At 29.1% G+C, this 17934-nt stretch carries 13 protein-coding genes; all 13 read right to left on the reverse strand.

Translation table 11 applies throughout. From position 1 onward, the window contains the following. Window positions 1-3: 3 nt before the first annotated feature. Window positions 4-1671, reverse strand: coding sequence for an ATP-binding protein (locus KQI41_RS17350; RefSeq protein WP_216585822.1), 1668 nt, complete (start codon window positions 1669-1671; stop codon window positions 4-6). After that, on the reverse strand, window positions 1661-3814 hold the full coding sequence (locus tag KQI41_RS17355; protein WP_216585823.1) for a Mu transposase C-terminal domain-containing protein: 2154 nt from the start codon (window positions 3812-3814) through the stop codon (window positions 1661-1663). The genes KQI41_RS17350 and KQI41_RS17355 overlap by 11 nt, the downstream gene beginning before the upstream one ends. Beyond that, window positions 3792-4649, reverse strand: a complete 858-nt coding sequence (locus tag KQI41_RS17360; protein WP_216585824.1) for a TnsA endonuclease C-terminal domain-containing protein — start codon at window positions 4647-4649, stop codon at window positions 3792-3794. Before KQI41_RS17360 ends, KQI41_RS17355 begins: the two co-directional genes overlap by 23 nt. A gap of 398 nt (window positions 4650-5047) precedes the next feature. Next, window positions 5048-8119: an SIR2 family protein gene (locus KQI41_RS17365; RefSeq protein WP_216585825.1), complete on the reverse strand. Its 3072-nt coding sequence runs from the start codon at window positions 8117-8119 to the stop codon at window positions 5048-5050. 220 nt (window positions 8120-8339) lie between these two features. After that, the gene (locus KQI41_RS17370; RefSeq protein WP_216585826.1) at window positions 8340-8756 is read right to left on the reverse strand and encodes a ParB/RepB/Spo0J family partition protein; all 417 of its coding nucleotides are present in this window, start codon (window positions 8754-8756) and stop codon (window positions 8340-8342) included. A 59-nt stretch (window positions 8757-8815) separates the two neighbouring features. Continuing rightward, window positions 8816-9181, reverse strand: coding sequence for a hypothetical protein (locus KQI41_RS17375; protein ID WP_216585827.1), 366 nt, complete (start codon window positions 9179-9181; stop codon window positions 8816-8818). Between the two features lie 35 nt (window positions 9182-9216). After that, window positions 9217-10263, reverse strand: coding sequence for a 5-methylcytosine-specific restriction endonuclease system specificity protein McrC (gene mcrC / locus KQI41_RS17380; protein WP_216585828.1), 1047 nt, complete (start codon window positions 10261-10263; stop codon window positions 9217-9219). Window positions 10264-10275: 12 nt separating this feature from the next. Continuing rightward, complete coding sequence (locus KQI41_RS17385) at window positions 10276-12774, reverse strand: AAA family ATPase (RefSeq protein WP_216585829.1); 2499 nt, start codon at window positions 12772-12774, stop codon at window positions 10276-10278. 67 nt (window positions 12775-12841) lie between these two features. Beyond that, on the reverse strand, window positions 12842-13699 hold the full coding sequence (locus tag KQI41_RS19345) for a tyrosine-type recombinase/integrase (protein ID WP_342366202.1): 858 nt from the start codon (window positions 13697-13699) through the stop codon (window positions 12842-12844). Between the two features lie 201 nt (window positions 13700-13900). Beyond that, the gene (locus KQI41_RS17395) at window positions 13901-14305 is read right to left on the reverse strand and encodes a hypothetical protein (protein ID WP_216544599.1); all 405 of its coding nucleotides are present in this window, start codon (window positions 14303-14305) and stop codon (window positions 13901-13903) included. Window positions 14306-14325: 20 nt separating this feature from the next. Beyond that, window positions 14326-14724, reverse strand: coding sequence for a four helix bundle protein (locus KQI41_RS17400; RefSeq protein ID WP_216544598.1), 399 nt, complete (start codon window positions 14722-14724; stop codon window positions 14326-14328). 18 nt (window positions 14725-14742) lie between these two features. Next, window positions 14743-15042, reverse strand: coding sequence for a hypothetical protein (locus KQI41_RS17405; RefSeq protein ID WP_216544597.1), 300 nt, complete (start codon window positions 15040-15042; stop codon window positions 14743-14745). 1014 nt (window positions 15043-16056) lie between these two features. Next, window positions 16057-17838: an Athe_2463 domain-containing protein gene (locus KQI41_RS17410; RefSeq protein ID WP_216585830.1), complete on the reverse strand. Its 1782-nt coding sequence runs from the start codon at window positions 17836-17838 to the stop codon at window positions 16057-16059. Window positions 17839-17934 lie beyond the last annotated feature (96 nt).

A 17934-nucleotide genomic window follows, 5' to 3' on the forward strand; every position in this document is an offset into this window, starting at 1 on the left:
ATATCACCCTATCTTAAGAAGATTTTCTTGTGGTGCTTTGATATAACCTGCATTTTTTAAGCTTTCATATGCCGATAACTTTTCTTTCTTACCTTCTTTAATTATATATCTTAAATCATTCTCCCCATATTCATCTACTTTCTTAGTTTTCTGCTTTTTCTTAGAGCTTTCGATATCTGATTCTATAATCATTCTATATGCTAATTTTACAACCTCATTTATATCTTCATTATCTCCAATGTCTTTTAAAACTAAATCTACATATTTTTTAGCTATATTAGGCTCTATGTCTAAGTCTAATAATCTTAAAATCGCCTCCTCTTTTACCCTTTCATTCTGAGTTTGTGATTTCTTTTTTGATTGTTGTATCTCTTTTATTTTTCTATCTAAGTTTATATTGCTTATTTGTTGATTCATAAACTCATTAAAATCTATTGGAGCTATATCTTCATACTGTGCTATCTTTGCTATATTACCGTTCTTTAGTGCATCCAACATTGGCTTAACAAGCTTCAGATTTTCCTTTGCAATATATCTTATTAACTTTGGGGTTATTTCTTCTTTATTTGTAGCCATAGCTCGTACTTGGGCCATTACAAATAACTTAATTCCTATATCAAAAATCCCCTGACTCTCTTCATAAATCGTATCATTCAGTTCTTGATTTAAAATACAAGGTTTCCTTACCCACTGATATTGAAATAATCCTTCTATAAATAAGTTCCAAGATATTTCATCTTTGCTTTTTACTCTATCAAAGAGCATGTCACCTTGACCACTCCCCCTCCTTGCTTGTCGAAATTGAGACTGTAATACTGACATTGCTTTATTCGTTCCAATAAGCACTACTGGAACACCAATAGTATTAATGAGTGTCATAAAGAAATTCAGCATCTTCTCTGCCCCACCACTTTTAGCTAAGCTTAGACTTTGTATCTCATCAATAATTAACATGCCTAATCCACATCGCCTTGATATTTGACATATAACAGGTAAAAGGGTATTCGCTGATGAATTTCCCCTCATTGTTTTTTTATAATAATCAGTGCCTAATATACTATCAATAGTTATCAAAAAATTAATGCATAACTCTTTTAGTGAACCTGAGTGTGGGCAATCTATTTTCATCCAAGTCACTTGATATTGACTAAATGGAATACCTTTATAGTTTGAATGAATAATTACCTGAGGGTATAAGGACAATATCTTCCCTATAGATACAGACTTTCCCATACCAGAAGCTCCAATAATAGTAAATCCATAAGCTGTAGTAGTTACTCCTTGCGTTCCTGTTAATTCTAAACTTTTATTTTGAATCATTTCATATCCATCGTGAAGTCCTTTCTTGTATTCTACATCCAATGGATTTCGTGCTAAGTAGCCTTGTCTTATCATTCTGGATATTCGACTTTCTAAATCTATGTGAATGCTTAATGGCTGGAAATATTGAAATAGCCTCTGAACAATATGATATCTGTAATGCACATCTAAATGTCGTTCTTCTTCATTAAACGGTGGATAACTTGTTAGCTTGTGGATTACTTCCTCTTTAGTTAAAATTTCAGGTAATGCTTCTATAAAAGGATTGTCTCTATAATCTTCTACTATTTGTTCCTTATACTCTGCAACTTCTCCTATTCCCCCTAAAGGTATCTCAATCTTATTCTTCATCGAATCTCTCCTTTTGAATCTGTTTAAGTAATTTAAAATCATTCGCAAAGTCATCATCTTCCTCAGAATTTATATAAACAACTTTTCCTTCATTTGAGATTTCTTTTCTATCCAATTCTATATACTCAGATTTTCTATTTATCATTTTTTCTTTATTACGATTTTGACCTATACCTTTTAATCTACTGGTGTTACTTATCCCTATCTCTTTATCTTCCACTACTTGTTGTTCTGCCTCTTTCACTATTGCTTCAATATCGCAAATTAAATCTATTTTCGCCTGTAATTCTTTGTCCTGAGTTTTCTCATATTGCATTTTTTCATAAATCAATAGATACTCTATTTCCTCTAATGTTTTCCCCATAAATCTATCCTCATGACTTAATAAAAATCCCTTATCAAAGCTCCTTGTATCATTTAGTATATAAATATAGTCCATATTCCGAGGGTCATATACAATATCCACTTTCCAACTTCCTCTATTTCTTGCCTTTTCAAACCATCTTTCCTTAAGTGCCTTCTCTGAACCGTATAGCATACCTTTAAATCTAATTCCTTGGCTTGTCACTGTTGCTGTATCCTGTGGTAGTAAATTAAGCTTAACTATTTCTTCGTCTACATAGCGAAGTCTTCCTGCTCTGTTTGCAATCCCCCAGTTCCAAAGGTTTATTGGTATTGGGCTTATATCGTCCTCTATCATCATTTCCTCCCTACTATATGTAGGCAAGTAATGATGATTGTTATGATATAATACACACTTAATCATTAACCTTGTAAATTGATATATATCTAATTTTGCATCCAATCTATAATCCTTTCCTCCTCTTTGAGCAAAATCTCCACCTACAAAGCCAGGGACAAAAGGTTTAATTTTGGTATTTATAGTTCTAAAATATCTCTCTACTATAGCCTTCATATCTCCCCTATAAGATGCTGTATTAGATACCTTTATATTTAATCCACTTATTAATGATTCAACAATATTACCTTCAAATTCTCCCCTATCTGCAATTATACTTTCTGGAAGATTATTAATAGCCCATTCTTCAGATATTATTGAAATTCCATATTCATTACAAAACTTAACCTTATCAGTTGTTGCGTTTATAAGTGCCATCATAGCTCCTATCCAAGATGGTCCTTCTAAACCTATGTATATACCTACTATCATACGACTAAAAACATCTATTACTGCATACACAATAGGTCTTCCTATAATGTGACTTTTATTATATCTCGATACAAGATAAACATCTGCTATAGTAGCATCTATCTGATATATAGACCCAGGTCCAAGTGCTTCTTGAGTAGAGTCTCCAAGTATGGCTCTGTTTTCCAGGTGATATCTTTTAGCACTTGTTCTGGCTGAAACTTCTTTTTGTAGATTTCTCTCTTTCTGAAACCAGTATCTAAATTGCCCGAAGGTTGGAACTTCATTACTATCTAATAAAATAGGTTTCTTTACATCATCTTCATATTTATATCCTTCAGCATAATACTCTTTTCTCATAAGTTCATAAGTTGTGGTTAGAGAGTTCTCAGTTGTTGTATAATAGAATCTCTTAACTGCTAATCTAAAAATTCTTTTAGTTTCTTCATCTACATTTATTCCCTCCCCTTTATAGCTCTTTCTTGGTCTCCCTCTCTTTCTTTCACCTACATTCCTGTCTGTTCCCCTACCTCCACAATTATGATAATCAGGCAGTAATGCATTTTTTGTTAGTCCCCTTTGCCAATATCTTTTAAAATATTCATAAATACTTCTATCACTTATATTAAATCTTTCACTTGCTTTTTTAATATATTTACTTCTTATCCTTGAATCATAGATATTAGGTTCACCACAGGCATTTATTATGTATGAGATAATTTGCCAAGCTCTATTTCTCCTTTCCTTGTTTTTCTCATTTATATCTTCCTCACGAATAATTTTCAGCCAAGGGTCTTCTTCAAATAACACTGCAGCATCGTTATTTAAATCATCTATAATATCATTAATATACCTTAGATTTGGACTGTACTGATTCTTATATATATCTATCGTAAAAGTAAGCTCTCTAAAGCTATCTATCCAAAGAAGTCTTTCTGTTTGTTCCTCCTTTTTCCAACGGATAATAGAATTAACCACTATGAGCTTTTCCATGTCTCACTCCTCCTTCAAATTCCACTTCCTGAATTAGCTCGTTTGCTGGTAAATTGATGTTTATTTTTTGGTCCATATCTACTTTAATGTTCTTGATTGCAATAAGATATTTAAATAAATATAATCCTGTTCCTTTTTCAAGCTGGAATTCATCATCAAACAGTGCAGTTATTTCTCTAACTGCATTGGAACTATCCATTAACCTTAAAATTAGTTCTTGTGACAAATCCATCTTTGTTTTATTATCTATTCCTCTTTCCTCACTATTTTCTAAAGCAGAATAAACCCATTCTATATTTTTCGCTTTTATAACTGGTATATCTTTCTGTGTTACAATTCCCCAGTCAATTCCTTTGCTTTCCCAGTATCTTCTTTCCAGTTCAAACTTTTCAATAATGTGCTTCTTCTCTAATTCAATTGCAGATTTAACACTTCTTGCTACATAAAACTCTCCATTTTTTGTGTCTTTTACTGCGATTAAAAAAGTAGTGGAAAAAATATAAGGTGTTCCAGTTTGCTTGTCTACAAATTTATCTAAATCCAATCCTATTTTATCTTTTATAACTTGTCCTATATCAAGCAATGGAAAATGCTCTCTAATATCGATTACAGCATCTTCCCAATGAAGTAAATAAAACATCCGTGTTTCATTGTCTGAGAAGAAATGATGAATCCTTTCAGTTTTGGTTGAATATATCCTTGAAACTCTGCCCATGCTGGGAAAGTCTTGAATAGTGAGCCAAGGCTTATAATCTTTTCCTATTCCTTGTCCTCTCCCTTCTTCCAGATATCTTCTTAATTTATTTTCATTCCATTCTAAATTTCGTTTAGCCATATACTCACCCCTATATATTTCTTATTTGTGGCAATAAAAAAATGCCATTCCCTATATGCAATATTGCTTATTTTTTTTAAAGCAAATTGTTATAGGAAATAGCATTATTTTTGTTTTTTGTATTTCTTAATAATTTTCTTTGTAATCATAAATATTTTTGTGATAATTTACAAAGAGAAATTAATCTTTTGTTTCCTTTATATCTCTATATTGTATCTACTTAAATAACTATTTTCTTTGTATTCTTATTTGTAATATATACTTTTAAATAGAATTTACAAATAGAATTTCTGCGCAAATAGACAGTTGACCATTTAATATGCTCGTTATACTAATCCTATATTATCTTTTTATATTAGTATTTACGAACAGTATAACTACCTTCTTTTCCCTTAATATTAACTGAAATGTGTAAAATAAATTTCCTTTAATCTTTTATCTAAATTCTTCTCTATCATCTCATTTTTAAATTTATTTCTTATCCCTGTTTTAACAACATCAATATTTGATAGTTCTTCTAAAAACTCATTGCTAAACCTTAATAACCAATTAACATCAAATTTTTCAAAATCAAATATGTTAGGTTCGAAGATGAAATCAAATAAGTTATCATATCCCTTAAAATTGCTAAATTGTTCTATACTTATAAGCTTCTTATTATAAAATAAATTAACAATATTTCTAAGATTCCTTACAACGGGGTCTGGAAAAGTAGTTACTCCAGTATTACTTCTATCTTGTATCAATGAAATAGTTTCATTATATAACATCTGTTCATATTCTTTATTTGTATTAATAATATTATTAATACATGCATCAATATACAATCTTTGATTGAATTTTGTAGATAATTCATCTTTGATAAAATCCTCTATCTCTTCTTTCATTTCTTGATTAACTACTTTAAATGCAGGAATAAGCAATTCCGTAACTATAGCGTACTTATATCCTTTTAGCTCACAGTACCTAATTGAGTGAATTAATTTCTTCAATAATTCATCAGATACAAGCCTATCATTTTCATTTGTTGAGCTAAAAATTATTGTTAAATTATTTATAAGGTTAGTTTGAGAAATAGCCTCTATTTCCCAACCTCCTTGGTTATTATTATTATTTTCTATATTCAATAGTTTTTCAATAAAAATAGTTATTAGCTTATTAATAAAATCTAAATTAATTAAGTTGTTTTCATACATTTTGATGATGGAATAATTTAATGCTTTATATATTTCTGTTTTTATTTGTCCTTTTTCAATTAACAGCAAAATATAATCAAAAAATTTATCTAATTCATCATCTGTCAAAGTAAGTTTACTACCCACAGCAATCATATTACAAATTAAATTTGTCAAATGTCTTGTGTAATTAATAGATATATAACTTTGGACAACATTGTGAAAACTCCCTATAAAATATATATTCGGAACTGCAGTTGCAATTTTATCTATATTATACTCGTCAAGCAACTTTAGTAGCTCCTTATTCTCAATATATCTATATATTATAAATAAATCAAGCCTATCAAATTTATAATCAGGCATAGTATGAGTAATTTCTTTTGAAAAAATCATGCTTTCTTCATCAATTTCTTCTTTCTCTTTTGAATATGTACTCAATAATGCTGAGATATAATTGAAATAATAATTCCTTATATCAGAGTATTCGTCTACCATTAAAAAATAATTATGTGTGTATTCCCAAAATTCATGTACTTCGCGCTTAAGTTCAGTAATTCCATTAGGAGATGTTGATATGCCAACAAATAAAGTTGTAACTTCTCTTTCTACTTTTTCCTTGAGTTCTATAATCCTAACTTTCTTATCATTAAAATAACTTTCATTTATTATCACATCATTTAGAAAATTTACTGTGGCTCGTTCTTTTTTAGGTAACAAATAATATAATTCTCTTAAATCTACATTTTTATTTTCTTCCTTGACTTCTTCAGATATCCTATTAATATGCTCTTCATAAACAGTTTCACCTATTCCAAATCGATTACTTATAAACCTTGCTAATTGTTTCTTATTAAACTCACATATATAAAACACAGTATATTCTTTATCTCTATAAGCCTTTTTAGAAAGTTTCTTTAGTATTTCATAAGCACTTACATATCTGTGCATTAAATAGTTTGCATATGCTCTAATTAACTCATTAAAGTAGTTATTCTTATGGTGCTTAATTGGCTTGTATGTTTGTTCGCAGTATAATTTTATTTCTATAAAGTTATTTAACTTTAAACAATTTAAGATGTCTAATTCACTACTTCTATGCTCTTTCTGAAACTCATATGAAATATTACCATCTTCTTTATCTGATTGGTTAATTATAATCCCATAAATATCAGCATTTAAAAAAATAGACTTTACAAAATCAGCCTTATTAACTTTATCATAGAATCCTTTTTCATTATTATTTTCAGAAGAGTCTAATACTATAAACTCATTTAAAAGTGTCTCTAAACCTTTACTTTCTTCATTAGAAATGACTTCAATAAAATTATTATTTTGAATTGAATAGATAATTTTTACTCCTAAGGCTTCTATAATGTCCTTTAATCTAAGTCTATGCAAGTCTTTAAATATACTTAATCTATTAAAAAAATAATCTATAATATCCACAGGATTATTTTCAAAATTCATAATATAATTGATGCATCTAACTATATTTTTTCCTTTTTGACTTTGGAGTCCTTCAACTATCATATTTTGGTATTCTTCATCTATCATAAATTTATTAATTATATTGACTCCCAAGTTCTTAAAATAATTTATCTCAACTTGTCCCTTTTCTTCTTCATCTGCATCTAAGAAATATGCTCTTTGAAAATGTTCACCTAAAATATCTTTTACCCATTTCATGATTAGTTTTAAATCCATATCTTGTAATGAGTACCCTATAAATAAAACAACATGGTTAACAAATAAAGACTTAATAAATGTTTCTATAAGTTTAAATCTTTGAGAATAAAGCAAATAGTCATCTTCTTTTAAGACTATATTTTTTCTTTTTAAATCCCCATGCATTTTTATTAATAATCGACCATTCGGTGTATATGGCAAATCAATATCTTCACATACAACATCAAATACCAATTGACTATCCTCGATAGCTTGTTCAATTAAGTCGTCATAGTTTGTTGTTACTATATGAGCTGGATTCAAGCTTAATATATTTTCATGAATTTTATTGTATGTAACCTTTCTACTAAATTTGTTATTTATACAGTCATAATACTCCTTTAATCCCCTTTCATTATAGAAGTATTGTGCAATTCTTAGATAATCATCAACCCCCAATTCCTTTTTAACACTTAGTCCCATAGATTCAGAAAAATCTCTAATCAATCCAGACCAACTTGGCAAATCAGAATTTGAAGATACTCCACTTCCAATAAAAACAACTAACTTATCATTTTCAACTGCCTCTCTAATTCTTTTAATATTTTCATTTACAGTTTTTTTCATAGGTTTTCCCCCTTATAACGCCAAACAATATGTACTACTTTTCATAATAATAATAATTAATATTATTGATAAAGTTTTATATTTTTCACTTGAGCAAAGCCCTAACAACCCATCTTCCATTGTTTCGTCAAAATATAGTTTCGGTAACTTCAATAAAACAAAGCTATTCAGGCATATATTTAACTCTTTATGCTTGTATCTATACACTCTGTTTTCTCTTTTATAACTTACTATTCCAATATTCAACAAAAGCCTCGTATCCCTTTACTGTAGTAAGAAAAGGGATAAATTGCTCTGGTGTTAATTTATATGCCTTTATTCCATCAATACCATTTCTATAAGCTTTTTCAAGTCTATGATGACCATCTATTACATTAAAAGTATTAGGACATATTTCTGCCAATATTATTGGATTTGAGATATCAACTAAATCAACATGGCTTTCATCTATAACAGAAAAAGCATTGTTCCGATATTCTAACACATTGATATCTTCAATTATAATTTCTTCCTTAAAGTTTTCTATAGACTCAATCATTTTTGTAATATTAAACACAAATATACCATTAGGAAATAGTTCATCTCCATGATTGATATCTATAGGGGCAAAATTTTTATTAATTTCTAAAAATCTCATTTTCCTTATCCTCTTATACTATATTTTTATAATATCTATCTTTATCATTTTAGATATAATTACATCAGTTTTGCTTTTCTTGAAATAATATCAACAACATTATACTTTTCTAATTCTGATACATTATTAATAGTCTTTTGCTTATCAAAGAGTTCGTCTCCAACTACCCTAATCGACACGCTATTATTATTAAACCAAAATGTCGCAATATTTCCACCTTCTTTAAATCTAATAACAACATCGTTCCCTTTTCTCTTTTTAACATTAATTTTGCTTTTTACTTGTTGTAAACCATTATATATGTCCTTCATAATATCAAGAACATCACTCTCTATTCCAAAGTGAAGTTCAATGACATTTATAAATTCATCCAATTCCCAGATAGTCTCCCCTTTAATTTCTTTAAACTTATTTACATTACCCATTAGCTTGTACTTCCTTCTTTCAAATTTTTACATATTCAATTTTCCCTATCAATAATTATATCTATAAGTCTTTTATGAATTAGTCTCCATTCCTGATTTAAGTCAACTGTTCTAATCATAATCTTATGTCCTTGAATTAAGTAATCATAGTCTATTTGCTGATTAACCATAGGATAGAGCAAGATACCTTCAGCATTAGTATTTAAACCACCTTTTGCTTCAATATTTTTAATGTAAGCAAAAATCTGATATAAGTTACTTGAAATTAGCTTCTTAGAATCCATATAATAAGTAAAGGTATCCTTATAAAATTTTGTATCAATAATTATTTTTTTGCTATCTGTTTCTATAGAAATATCCGTCTGCATCTGAGGCAGATATTCGTTAAAAGTATTGTCATCATCAGTATCCCAATTTATATTTTCTCTATATACCTTACAACCCTTTAGCTCTCTTTTATAGAAATTACGAACAAAGTTTTCAAATAAATAAGCCATCTGCTTAGGGTCTCTTTCAAATTCTTTGAATTTTGATTGACCTGTATTTTCATCTATTAACAAATTATCATAAATAGTTTCACATACTTTTAACAAAAAATCATAATATTGATTGTTTCTATTTATTTGAACCTCTTTAAAAACCTTCTTATTAAGTTTTATAGTATCAATGTATCTAAAATATTTATATAAGTTTAACAATCCATCTTTTAGTTCATCACTTAACCCTTTATGCTTAATTAATTGCTCTATGGTGGTCTTTATTATTTGATTATGCAAGACATTATGACTTAAATCATCATATTCACAGGACATTCTCCCGTTAACCCATTGCAATGTCTTTATAGAATTATTGAAGTCTATTTTCCCTCTTATAAAACTGATATCATCATTAACACATAGGTATCTTCTATCTAATCCTCTTTTTATAAGATAGTTAAGGCCATTTACCATAACCCTTGCAAATAGGTCAAGTAAGTTATTTCCCTCAGTATTGTCTACTAAAATAATATCTTTTTCATTTAATCTATCCCAAGCATAGCATAACATATAATAGATATTTTTTATTGGTATTCGTTCCGACATAATATCTACACCCTATAACAAATTCTTTACTTCTATTTCAGCAGTATCCTCATCATCAAACCAATATTCATATAGAAGTGGTTTTATTTCAGAAATAATAACACGCTTATACCATACTTCCTGGGATTGTCCTTGCTCTGGTGTATTACAAAAATAACTATGTCCAATTCTATAGCCTTTGCCAAGATTCTTACCATCATTACTAATTTTCTCATTTAATCTTTGCATTCCAATAATGATTTTGTTTAGCAGTGATTCATTTATGCCTTTTGATTGCATATATTTACTGAAGCCCTCCGTTGAAAACCCAGGTTCAATATCTATAAAAGAAAATCTTCTCCTTAAAGCATAGTCCACCATTGCCAATGAACGGTCTGCAGTGTTCATAGTTCCAATTAAATATAAATTGTCAGGTATATAAAACTTATCTTCTTCACCTTGAGCATAGGTTAGGGGAATTTCAAATTCTTTTCCTCTTTTATCATGTTCGATGAGCATCATTAGTTCACCAAAAATCTTGCTTAAATTCCCCCTGTTAATTTCATCAATAATAAAATAATACTTTTGCTCTGGGTCTCTCTGTGCTCTTCTACAAAACTCATAAAAAACACCATTCTTTAATTTGAACTTTCCATCTTCAGTAGGTCTGAATCCTTGAATAAAATCCTCATAAGAATAATTTTGATGGAATTGAATCATTTGTATTTTACTATTATCCTTTAAACCCATATGAGAATAAGCAAGTCTTTTAGCTACAAATGTTTTTCCAACCCCGGGAGGCCCTTGCAATATGATATTCTTCTTGTGCTCTAAATCAAATATCATATCATCATATTTTTCTTCACTTATAAAAACTTCACTCAGCAAATCCTGTTTACTATATGAAGCTACAGTCTCATCTTCTATTTTATGTTCGGCTTCAATTATTTCCATAATAGATTCGAACTCACTTTGTTTTACTTTAAAGAAGCTACCGATTGGATTTTGCATTGCTTCCATTTCACTCAGTTCTTTTATATCTCTAATTGTATCCAGTGTGATTGGGGTTTCAATTTTCCTTATTTTTTCAAATTCAATAGTTTGTCCATCATGCTCTCTAACGACTTTACAAATAGCTACAATTGCTTTTGTTGGAGTAGTATCATATCCAATTACTAAATCACCTATTTTAGCTTCATCAAAATATTTATAGATTCTTCTTTTAGTTCCTTCACTTGTATGGGAGGTATACTCTATTGTTTCCCCTGTACTAATGTTATCAAAGCTCCAAATCGATGGCTTTGCATTTAGCCACCAGTAATTGACACTTGAATTTTCTACCTCTGTATTATCATTCTCATCTATATCTGTCTTATTAAGTATCTCTACAGCTTCACAGTAACCATCATAGGATATTTTATTAATAGCTTGAATTGGAAGTTTATTTGGCTCAAGTAAACCCAATGTTTTGCTAAACTCCTCAATATATAGTGGTTTATCTACAATATGCTCCCACTCTACTCCTATTCTTTGTGCCCATCCATCTGTATCATATATATATTTGCCTTTATCTTTTTCTTCATAAAATTCTTTAATAACCTTACCAACAGCAATAATCCTTTTATCCCCAGTATAAGCAACAGCATAATCTCCAAGCTTTACTTCCTTAGCAACATTAATATTTCTTGTTACTGATGAATTATCTTGCTTGTTATATTCATACTGCATGGCAAAGCAATTGTTCTGCTCACAATACTTCCAAATATTCTTATCCTTAAAATAAATATTAAATAACCAATAATTATGCTTCCCCTTATCTTGGTCCCATAAAAGCATATCAATAGCTCTATAATTTTTGAAATTGCAGTATTTATTCCTAAAATCTCTAATTATCTTTACATTATCAACAAAATTATATATTTTATCTGGCGATTTCAACTTAACTCCAAGTTTTTTATAAACTACAAGACCTGCGTCATCTGCTCTATTAAGTATAGGGAATATATCTGGTTTTAGACAATGAAGCATTTGGCTAATAGACGCTACAGCTGTTTTCATTCCTATTATTTTATTTTTAAAATAATTATCTACAATAGATAATATCTCTTCCTCATCATCTAAGTCATATATTATTGTACATAACTCTAAAAAACTTCGTGCATCTTCAATTTTCGTATTAAAAGCTCTAAAAGTATTGAACCCTGACCCGAACATTCCAATAGTAGATTCATCGTTATTACTATTTTCATATAATCCATTCTCAGCATTCTCTTTTAATTTATCTATTAAACTAATTAGATTTTCTTTATCTTCTGATTTTAAATGACTTTCTTTAATTCTCTCTTTTTTCTTTTCATAGGAATATGACCAAGTGCCTACTGTCATAAAATACAACATATCTAAATCTTCTATTCCAGTAGTATTAATATCAATATTTTTTAATGCTTTTACAACTTCTTTAACAAGTTCGTATGAACCATCGTGCTTGTCTGGTTTTAACTCTTCTAATTGAGATAACTTCTCTAATAACATGTATGGCCTCCCCCTTAGTCTATTATTATATTTACAAAATAATAATGTATCTGATACATATAATTGCTTATAACATCTCTATTCTACTCTTCATCTTCTCCCTGCTGGGGTTTGTATAGATTAAAGTAGTCTGTATACTACTATGACCAGCTAAATTGGCCACCTCATGAACAGCGAATCCACTTTCTAATGCATTGGTACAAAAAAAGTGCCTAAGTTGGTGAGGTGTTATTTTATTACTATATTTTTTGAATTGCTTATTTATAACACTCCTATCTACTCTGTCAGATTCCCTTGAAGAAAAAAGATACTCACTTTCTGAATGCCTTACTTTAAGATATTCCTTTATTGCATAAACGATTTTTGAGTTCAAATATACAACTCTTTGCTTCTTTCCTTTACCTTTTCTTATTATTAATTCTTTAGCATCTAAACTTAAATCCTCTAACTTTACATTTAAAGCTTCAGAAATTCTTAATCCTGCATAAGAAAGTAATGTGACTATAGCATAAAGCCTTTTATCCCCTGCCTCTAATATCCTTTGCCTAAAGTTTTCTACATCTGATTTGTTAATCTCTGCAGGATTAGCATAGCTTGTCTGTATTTTTATCATATCATCATCTTTAATCACAATATCTTTCTGAATCTTCTCTTCTATGAGAAACTTATTGAACAATCCAATGGAACTTAGCTTAGCATTTATAGTTTTTGCATTCAGGTTCTTCCCTTTATATTTCTTTATATTTATTAAATAACTTTTATAATCTAATATGTTTTCTCTATAAAGTTTTTCAAAACCTTTTCCATAAGTATCTTGAAACCAAATCATATATTCTTTTATATGTAGTAAGTAACTCTTTATTGTATTTTCACTTTTCTGATTTTTAATCATATAATTTTTAAAATCATCTAAAATTTGTTCCACATTTGTCCTCCTAATATAATTATGTTGCACTTGTTAATAATCTATTTTTATGTAATTATGTGGTACTCAATACCTATATTATAACTGAAGAATATATAAACTGCCACATAATTTATCTTATGTGGCAGTCATAAAAGTTTTATTTAGAAAAGTATATCAACATTATTATTCACTTAATACTAACTAAACTATATTTGAGATTTATAGCCCAGTAATCTCTTTTGCCTTCCTTATAAAGGAAACATATCCACTACTTGAACCCTTTAAAAGTAATTCTTTTGAATCATTAAAAGCTCTGTAAAGTTTAATTGAACTTGAACATACTTCTACTATATAACTTCCCTGGGAAACCAGATTTTCTTTATTAACATCTAAAAATTCTCCTAAAAATGCAAATCCATTAGTTTTATTACTATCTATGGCTGTTATTTTCTTTGCAAAATGCTTGTATTTTCTTATATGATAATCACTACTATCAAAGCAATCATGAGTATATATAGTCTTCTTGGTTGTCCTTAAGTCCTTTTCCTTTAATATATTTTGTTGAAGAATTTGTAATTCCCCTAAAGTTAAAGCCTTTAAATTTAAAATAATTTCATTTATCATACCTTATATCCTCCTTAATTTTAGTTTTTTATTTCACCTTTTAATTTCTTCATATAGCCGATAAGCATCCTTATTACTTCATCAGTATCTTCTATAAGCTTATAGTAGGTAGTATCATCTATATACTTCCTCCTGTAAGCCATTTCCAGCCAATGTTTAGTTTCTCCTGCAGAACCCAAGGCGTTATTAGCAAAGCTAAATTCCTTTTTAGAATATAACTGGGAATTTCCTTCTGCAATATTAGCTGAAATTGAGGTTGTACAGCGAATTATTTGAGATACCATAATATATTTCTCATAATCTGGGAAACCTTCTACTATTTCATAAATCTCATCTGATAAATTTACAGCCTTCTGCCAAACAATTAAATCTCGAAAATCTTGTATAAAAATATTTGTAGGTATACTATCTACACTCAAAATAACCATCCTTTCTCTCTAACAATATGAGTTAATTAGTTCTTTCATTTGATTAATCTCGAAATCAATATTTAATCCATTTATTTCCCTAATCATTATTCTGACATTTAAAATATTTTCTTGAATTCTATATCTAATTTCCTCTAATTCTACCTGTTCGTATTCCATAAAATTAACTCTTAAAAACCAATTTTTTATATTTATTAAATCAAAATATACTGAGCTTAAGTTTTGTGATGATATATTTTTTTGAAATGAATATTCAAAAATCATTTTTTCAATCTCATTTATTTTTTGCTTAATATCTTTTAATCCCATGAACTACCTCCTCTGCATTCTTATCTAATATTACAATCATAAGGTTATATCACTCCTACTACCTTACAACACTATTATAGAAAAATAGCAAGATGTTGTATGTATCAAAACGGTCGAAGCATGTCTGACCTCCCCCCTTAATACTGTTATGTAAATAACAGTATAGATATTTAATTAAATAAATTTAGGTAAGTAACATTATTAAAGTTATATGAGAGCTGGATTACAGATAGGATGCATATCAGATTTTCTTTAGTCTAATAACATATGTAAAGACTGTATTAAATAGATTATAGAATTAGTAACAAAACTTTTTTATCCTTTAAATAGAAAAAGAAGCCTAAAAGGCTTCTTTTTTAAGAAAAATTTATTTTGTCCTCTGTTTTTTTAATATAGTTTATTTATTCCTACTCATTATTCTTATGCTGCATATTGCCATTATTGTCATTATGATAATTCCAATTAATGCAGTACAAAATACAATCTTTCTAATCTCTCCTTAAAAATATTTTTCATATGTTATTTTTGAGATTCTATGTTATACTATAAGAGTAGAGAGAAGTTTTTAAGTTTTAAGTAAGAATAGCTAAATATGTTTTATAATGATAGGTTAGTTTTGGCGAACACCTATCATTTTTTCTGCTTTGAAGCATATATTTTTATACTTACTCATACTTATTATTTATCATTTTTAACTTCTGCAATGACTTCTAATTTTCTTTGGAGTCGTTTTTTAACCTCTGGTCTTCCTGGCTTAGATATGTTAAGTATTCTGGAATTTGGTGTATTTAAATTATTATCTTCAAGTTCTAATCTGATTTTCTTAGCAATAGCACATATTATTTCTATATTTGATTGGATTTTTCCATAATTTCACCTTCCTCATCGAAATCGAAAATTCATTATATATATTATACAGAAAATATACTGATATCTAATATCTAACCTCTTAAAAACTTATCTATTATCCATACTAATTAAAAAGGACTAAAGCAACCTTTTAGCCTTTGTCCTTTATATTTCTACACGAATAGCATAGTTTTTAGCTTGTGCAAATATTTGACAAATAGTATCATTTTGAGGATTACTATTTAACCCTTTTTCTTTGTGAATTTTATTTATAGTAGCACATGCTTTTATCATAGTCGTTGGAGTTGCAATATTTTTAACTTCCATTGATATTTGGCTATTCGGATTCAGTATTTCATCTGACCTAAGGGTTGCCTTTCTAATTTCATTGTTATTTCCATCTGTAATTACAACATCAATTGTTGTTTTTGGGTTATCAACTGGGTCAAGTCCAATTGGAATTTGTCCTAAGAAGTGTTTAATATTAAACTTAACTGTATGTGCTTCATTCGGATATACATAATTTACTTTACTGCCAGTAGAGTTAAATAACTCAACTGGGGCAACAAAACCAATATCATTTTTTGCTATTGTGTAAGTTATAGATAGCCAGTCGTCTTGCCTAATAAGGTTATCTCCATTCTGTAAATATTCTGGAGGGATTTTTACAGTTATATATGCTGTTTCTTGTACTGATGCTGGTACTTCATAATCCCATTCGAAATTTGCTTTTTCTCCTGGCTGTAAGACTATTGGTTTATCATAACTCACAAGTCCTTGACCATTAGCTAATGTTTGTTCTATATCAAAAATATTGTATTTCTTAGCATTTTCATCATGGGCATGGTGTCTATCAATTTGTATTGTACCTAATTGAGTTGGTCTTCCAGGACTTCCATCTTCTTTTATTGAGTTATACCAAACCTCAGCTCTTAACTTATAGGTTTTACCTTTTTGAATAGTTCTTTTGTGGTTATTATATATAATCTTTTCTTTAGTCATATTGAAGACATCATTCTCATCCAACTCTCTGACCATACTTATTAGGACATCACCTGTATCTGGGTCAACAAGTTCAAACTTAGTAAAGCCTAAGTTGTTTTCAGGAATTTTCGGAACAGCAAATGTTTGATACCACATTCCATTATTGTAATGCCATCCCTTTAATATACCAGCCCCTTCATCAATATCTGATTGAATAGCTAATCTTTCATTCCAATACTTCCACTCTTCTCCTGGTGTAGCTCCATTTTCAAGAGCCTTTTGTTTGAAAAATGCCCCTATTTCTGTAGACCTAAACCAAGTCTCAAATGTTCGCTTAGCCTTGTCTGGGTCATCATTTAATTTAGTTGGTGTGTGATGTAAGCTCGGATAGGAAGCTTTCATTTTGCTGAATGTGTACCAATTTTTTAAATCTGGTCTTACTCCTCCTGAATTATCAGAAGGGAAATAAGGGTTATCAACAACTGTACCATCTGTCATATATCCAAGATATCTATGTTCATAATATTTTGGAGGGGTCAAGTCACTTAAATAGAAAGTTCCAGTATCATCGCCATTATAAGCCCCAGGTCCCCACTTAGTAGGGTCAGAACTTCCTTTTTTTAAGTTCCAGTCACTTGAATTAACTAAGTGTTCTCCACCATTACCAAGCTTATTAACGCTATTTTCCTTCACATACCTTTTCATTGTCGCATATGGAGTTTGGTTTCCTGATTTCAATGGAGAAAAGATTCCATATTGACCTTGGTGATAGTCTTTTACAAATATATATCCATTATAGTTGTAACCCATTCTTTGTTCATAAGCTGGTGTGAATTTCATTTGTGTAGGACCTAATCGTATTGTATTTCCATTACCTCCTATTCCACTGGCAAAAGCTATAGATGTGCTAAGGAAAACCATAGCTATTGTAAAAAATAGCACAAGCATTTTTTTATTCTTCAACGAATTTCCTCCTTTCTTGTTTAGAATTAAATATTAAGGATTAAGGGATAAGGACAATCCATCTACTTAATCCATAAATCAATTCTAATTTAAAAT

This window comes from Tissierella pigra (assembly GCF_018917845.1).
Lineage (GTDB): Bacteria > Bacillota > Clostridia > Tissierellales > Tissierellaceae > Tissierella > Tissierella pigra.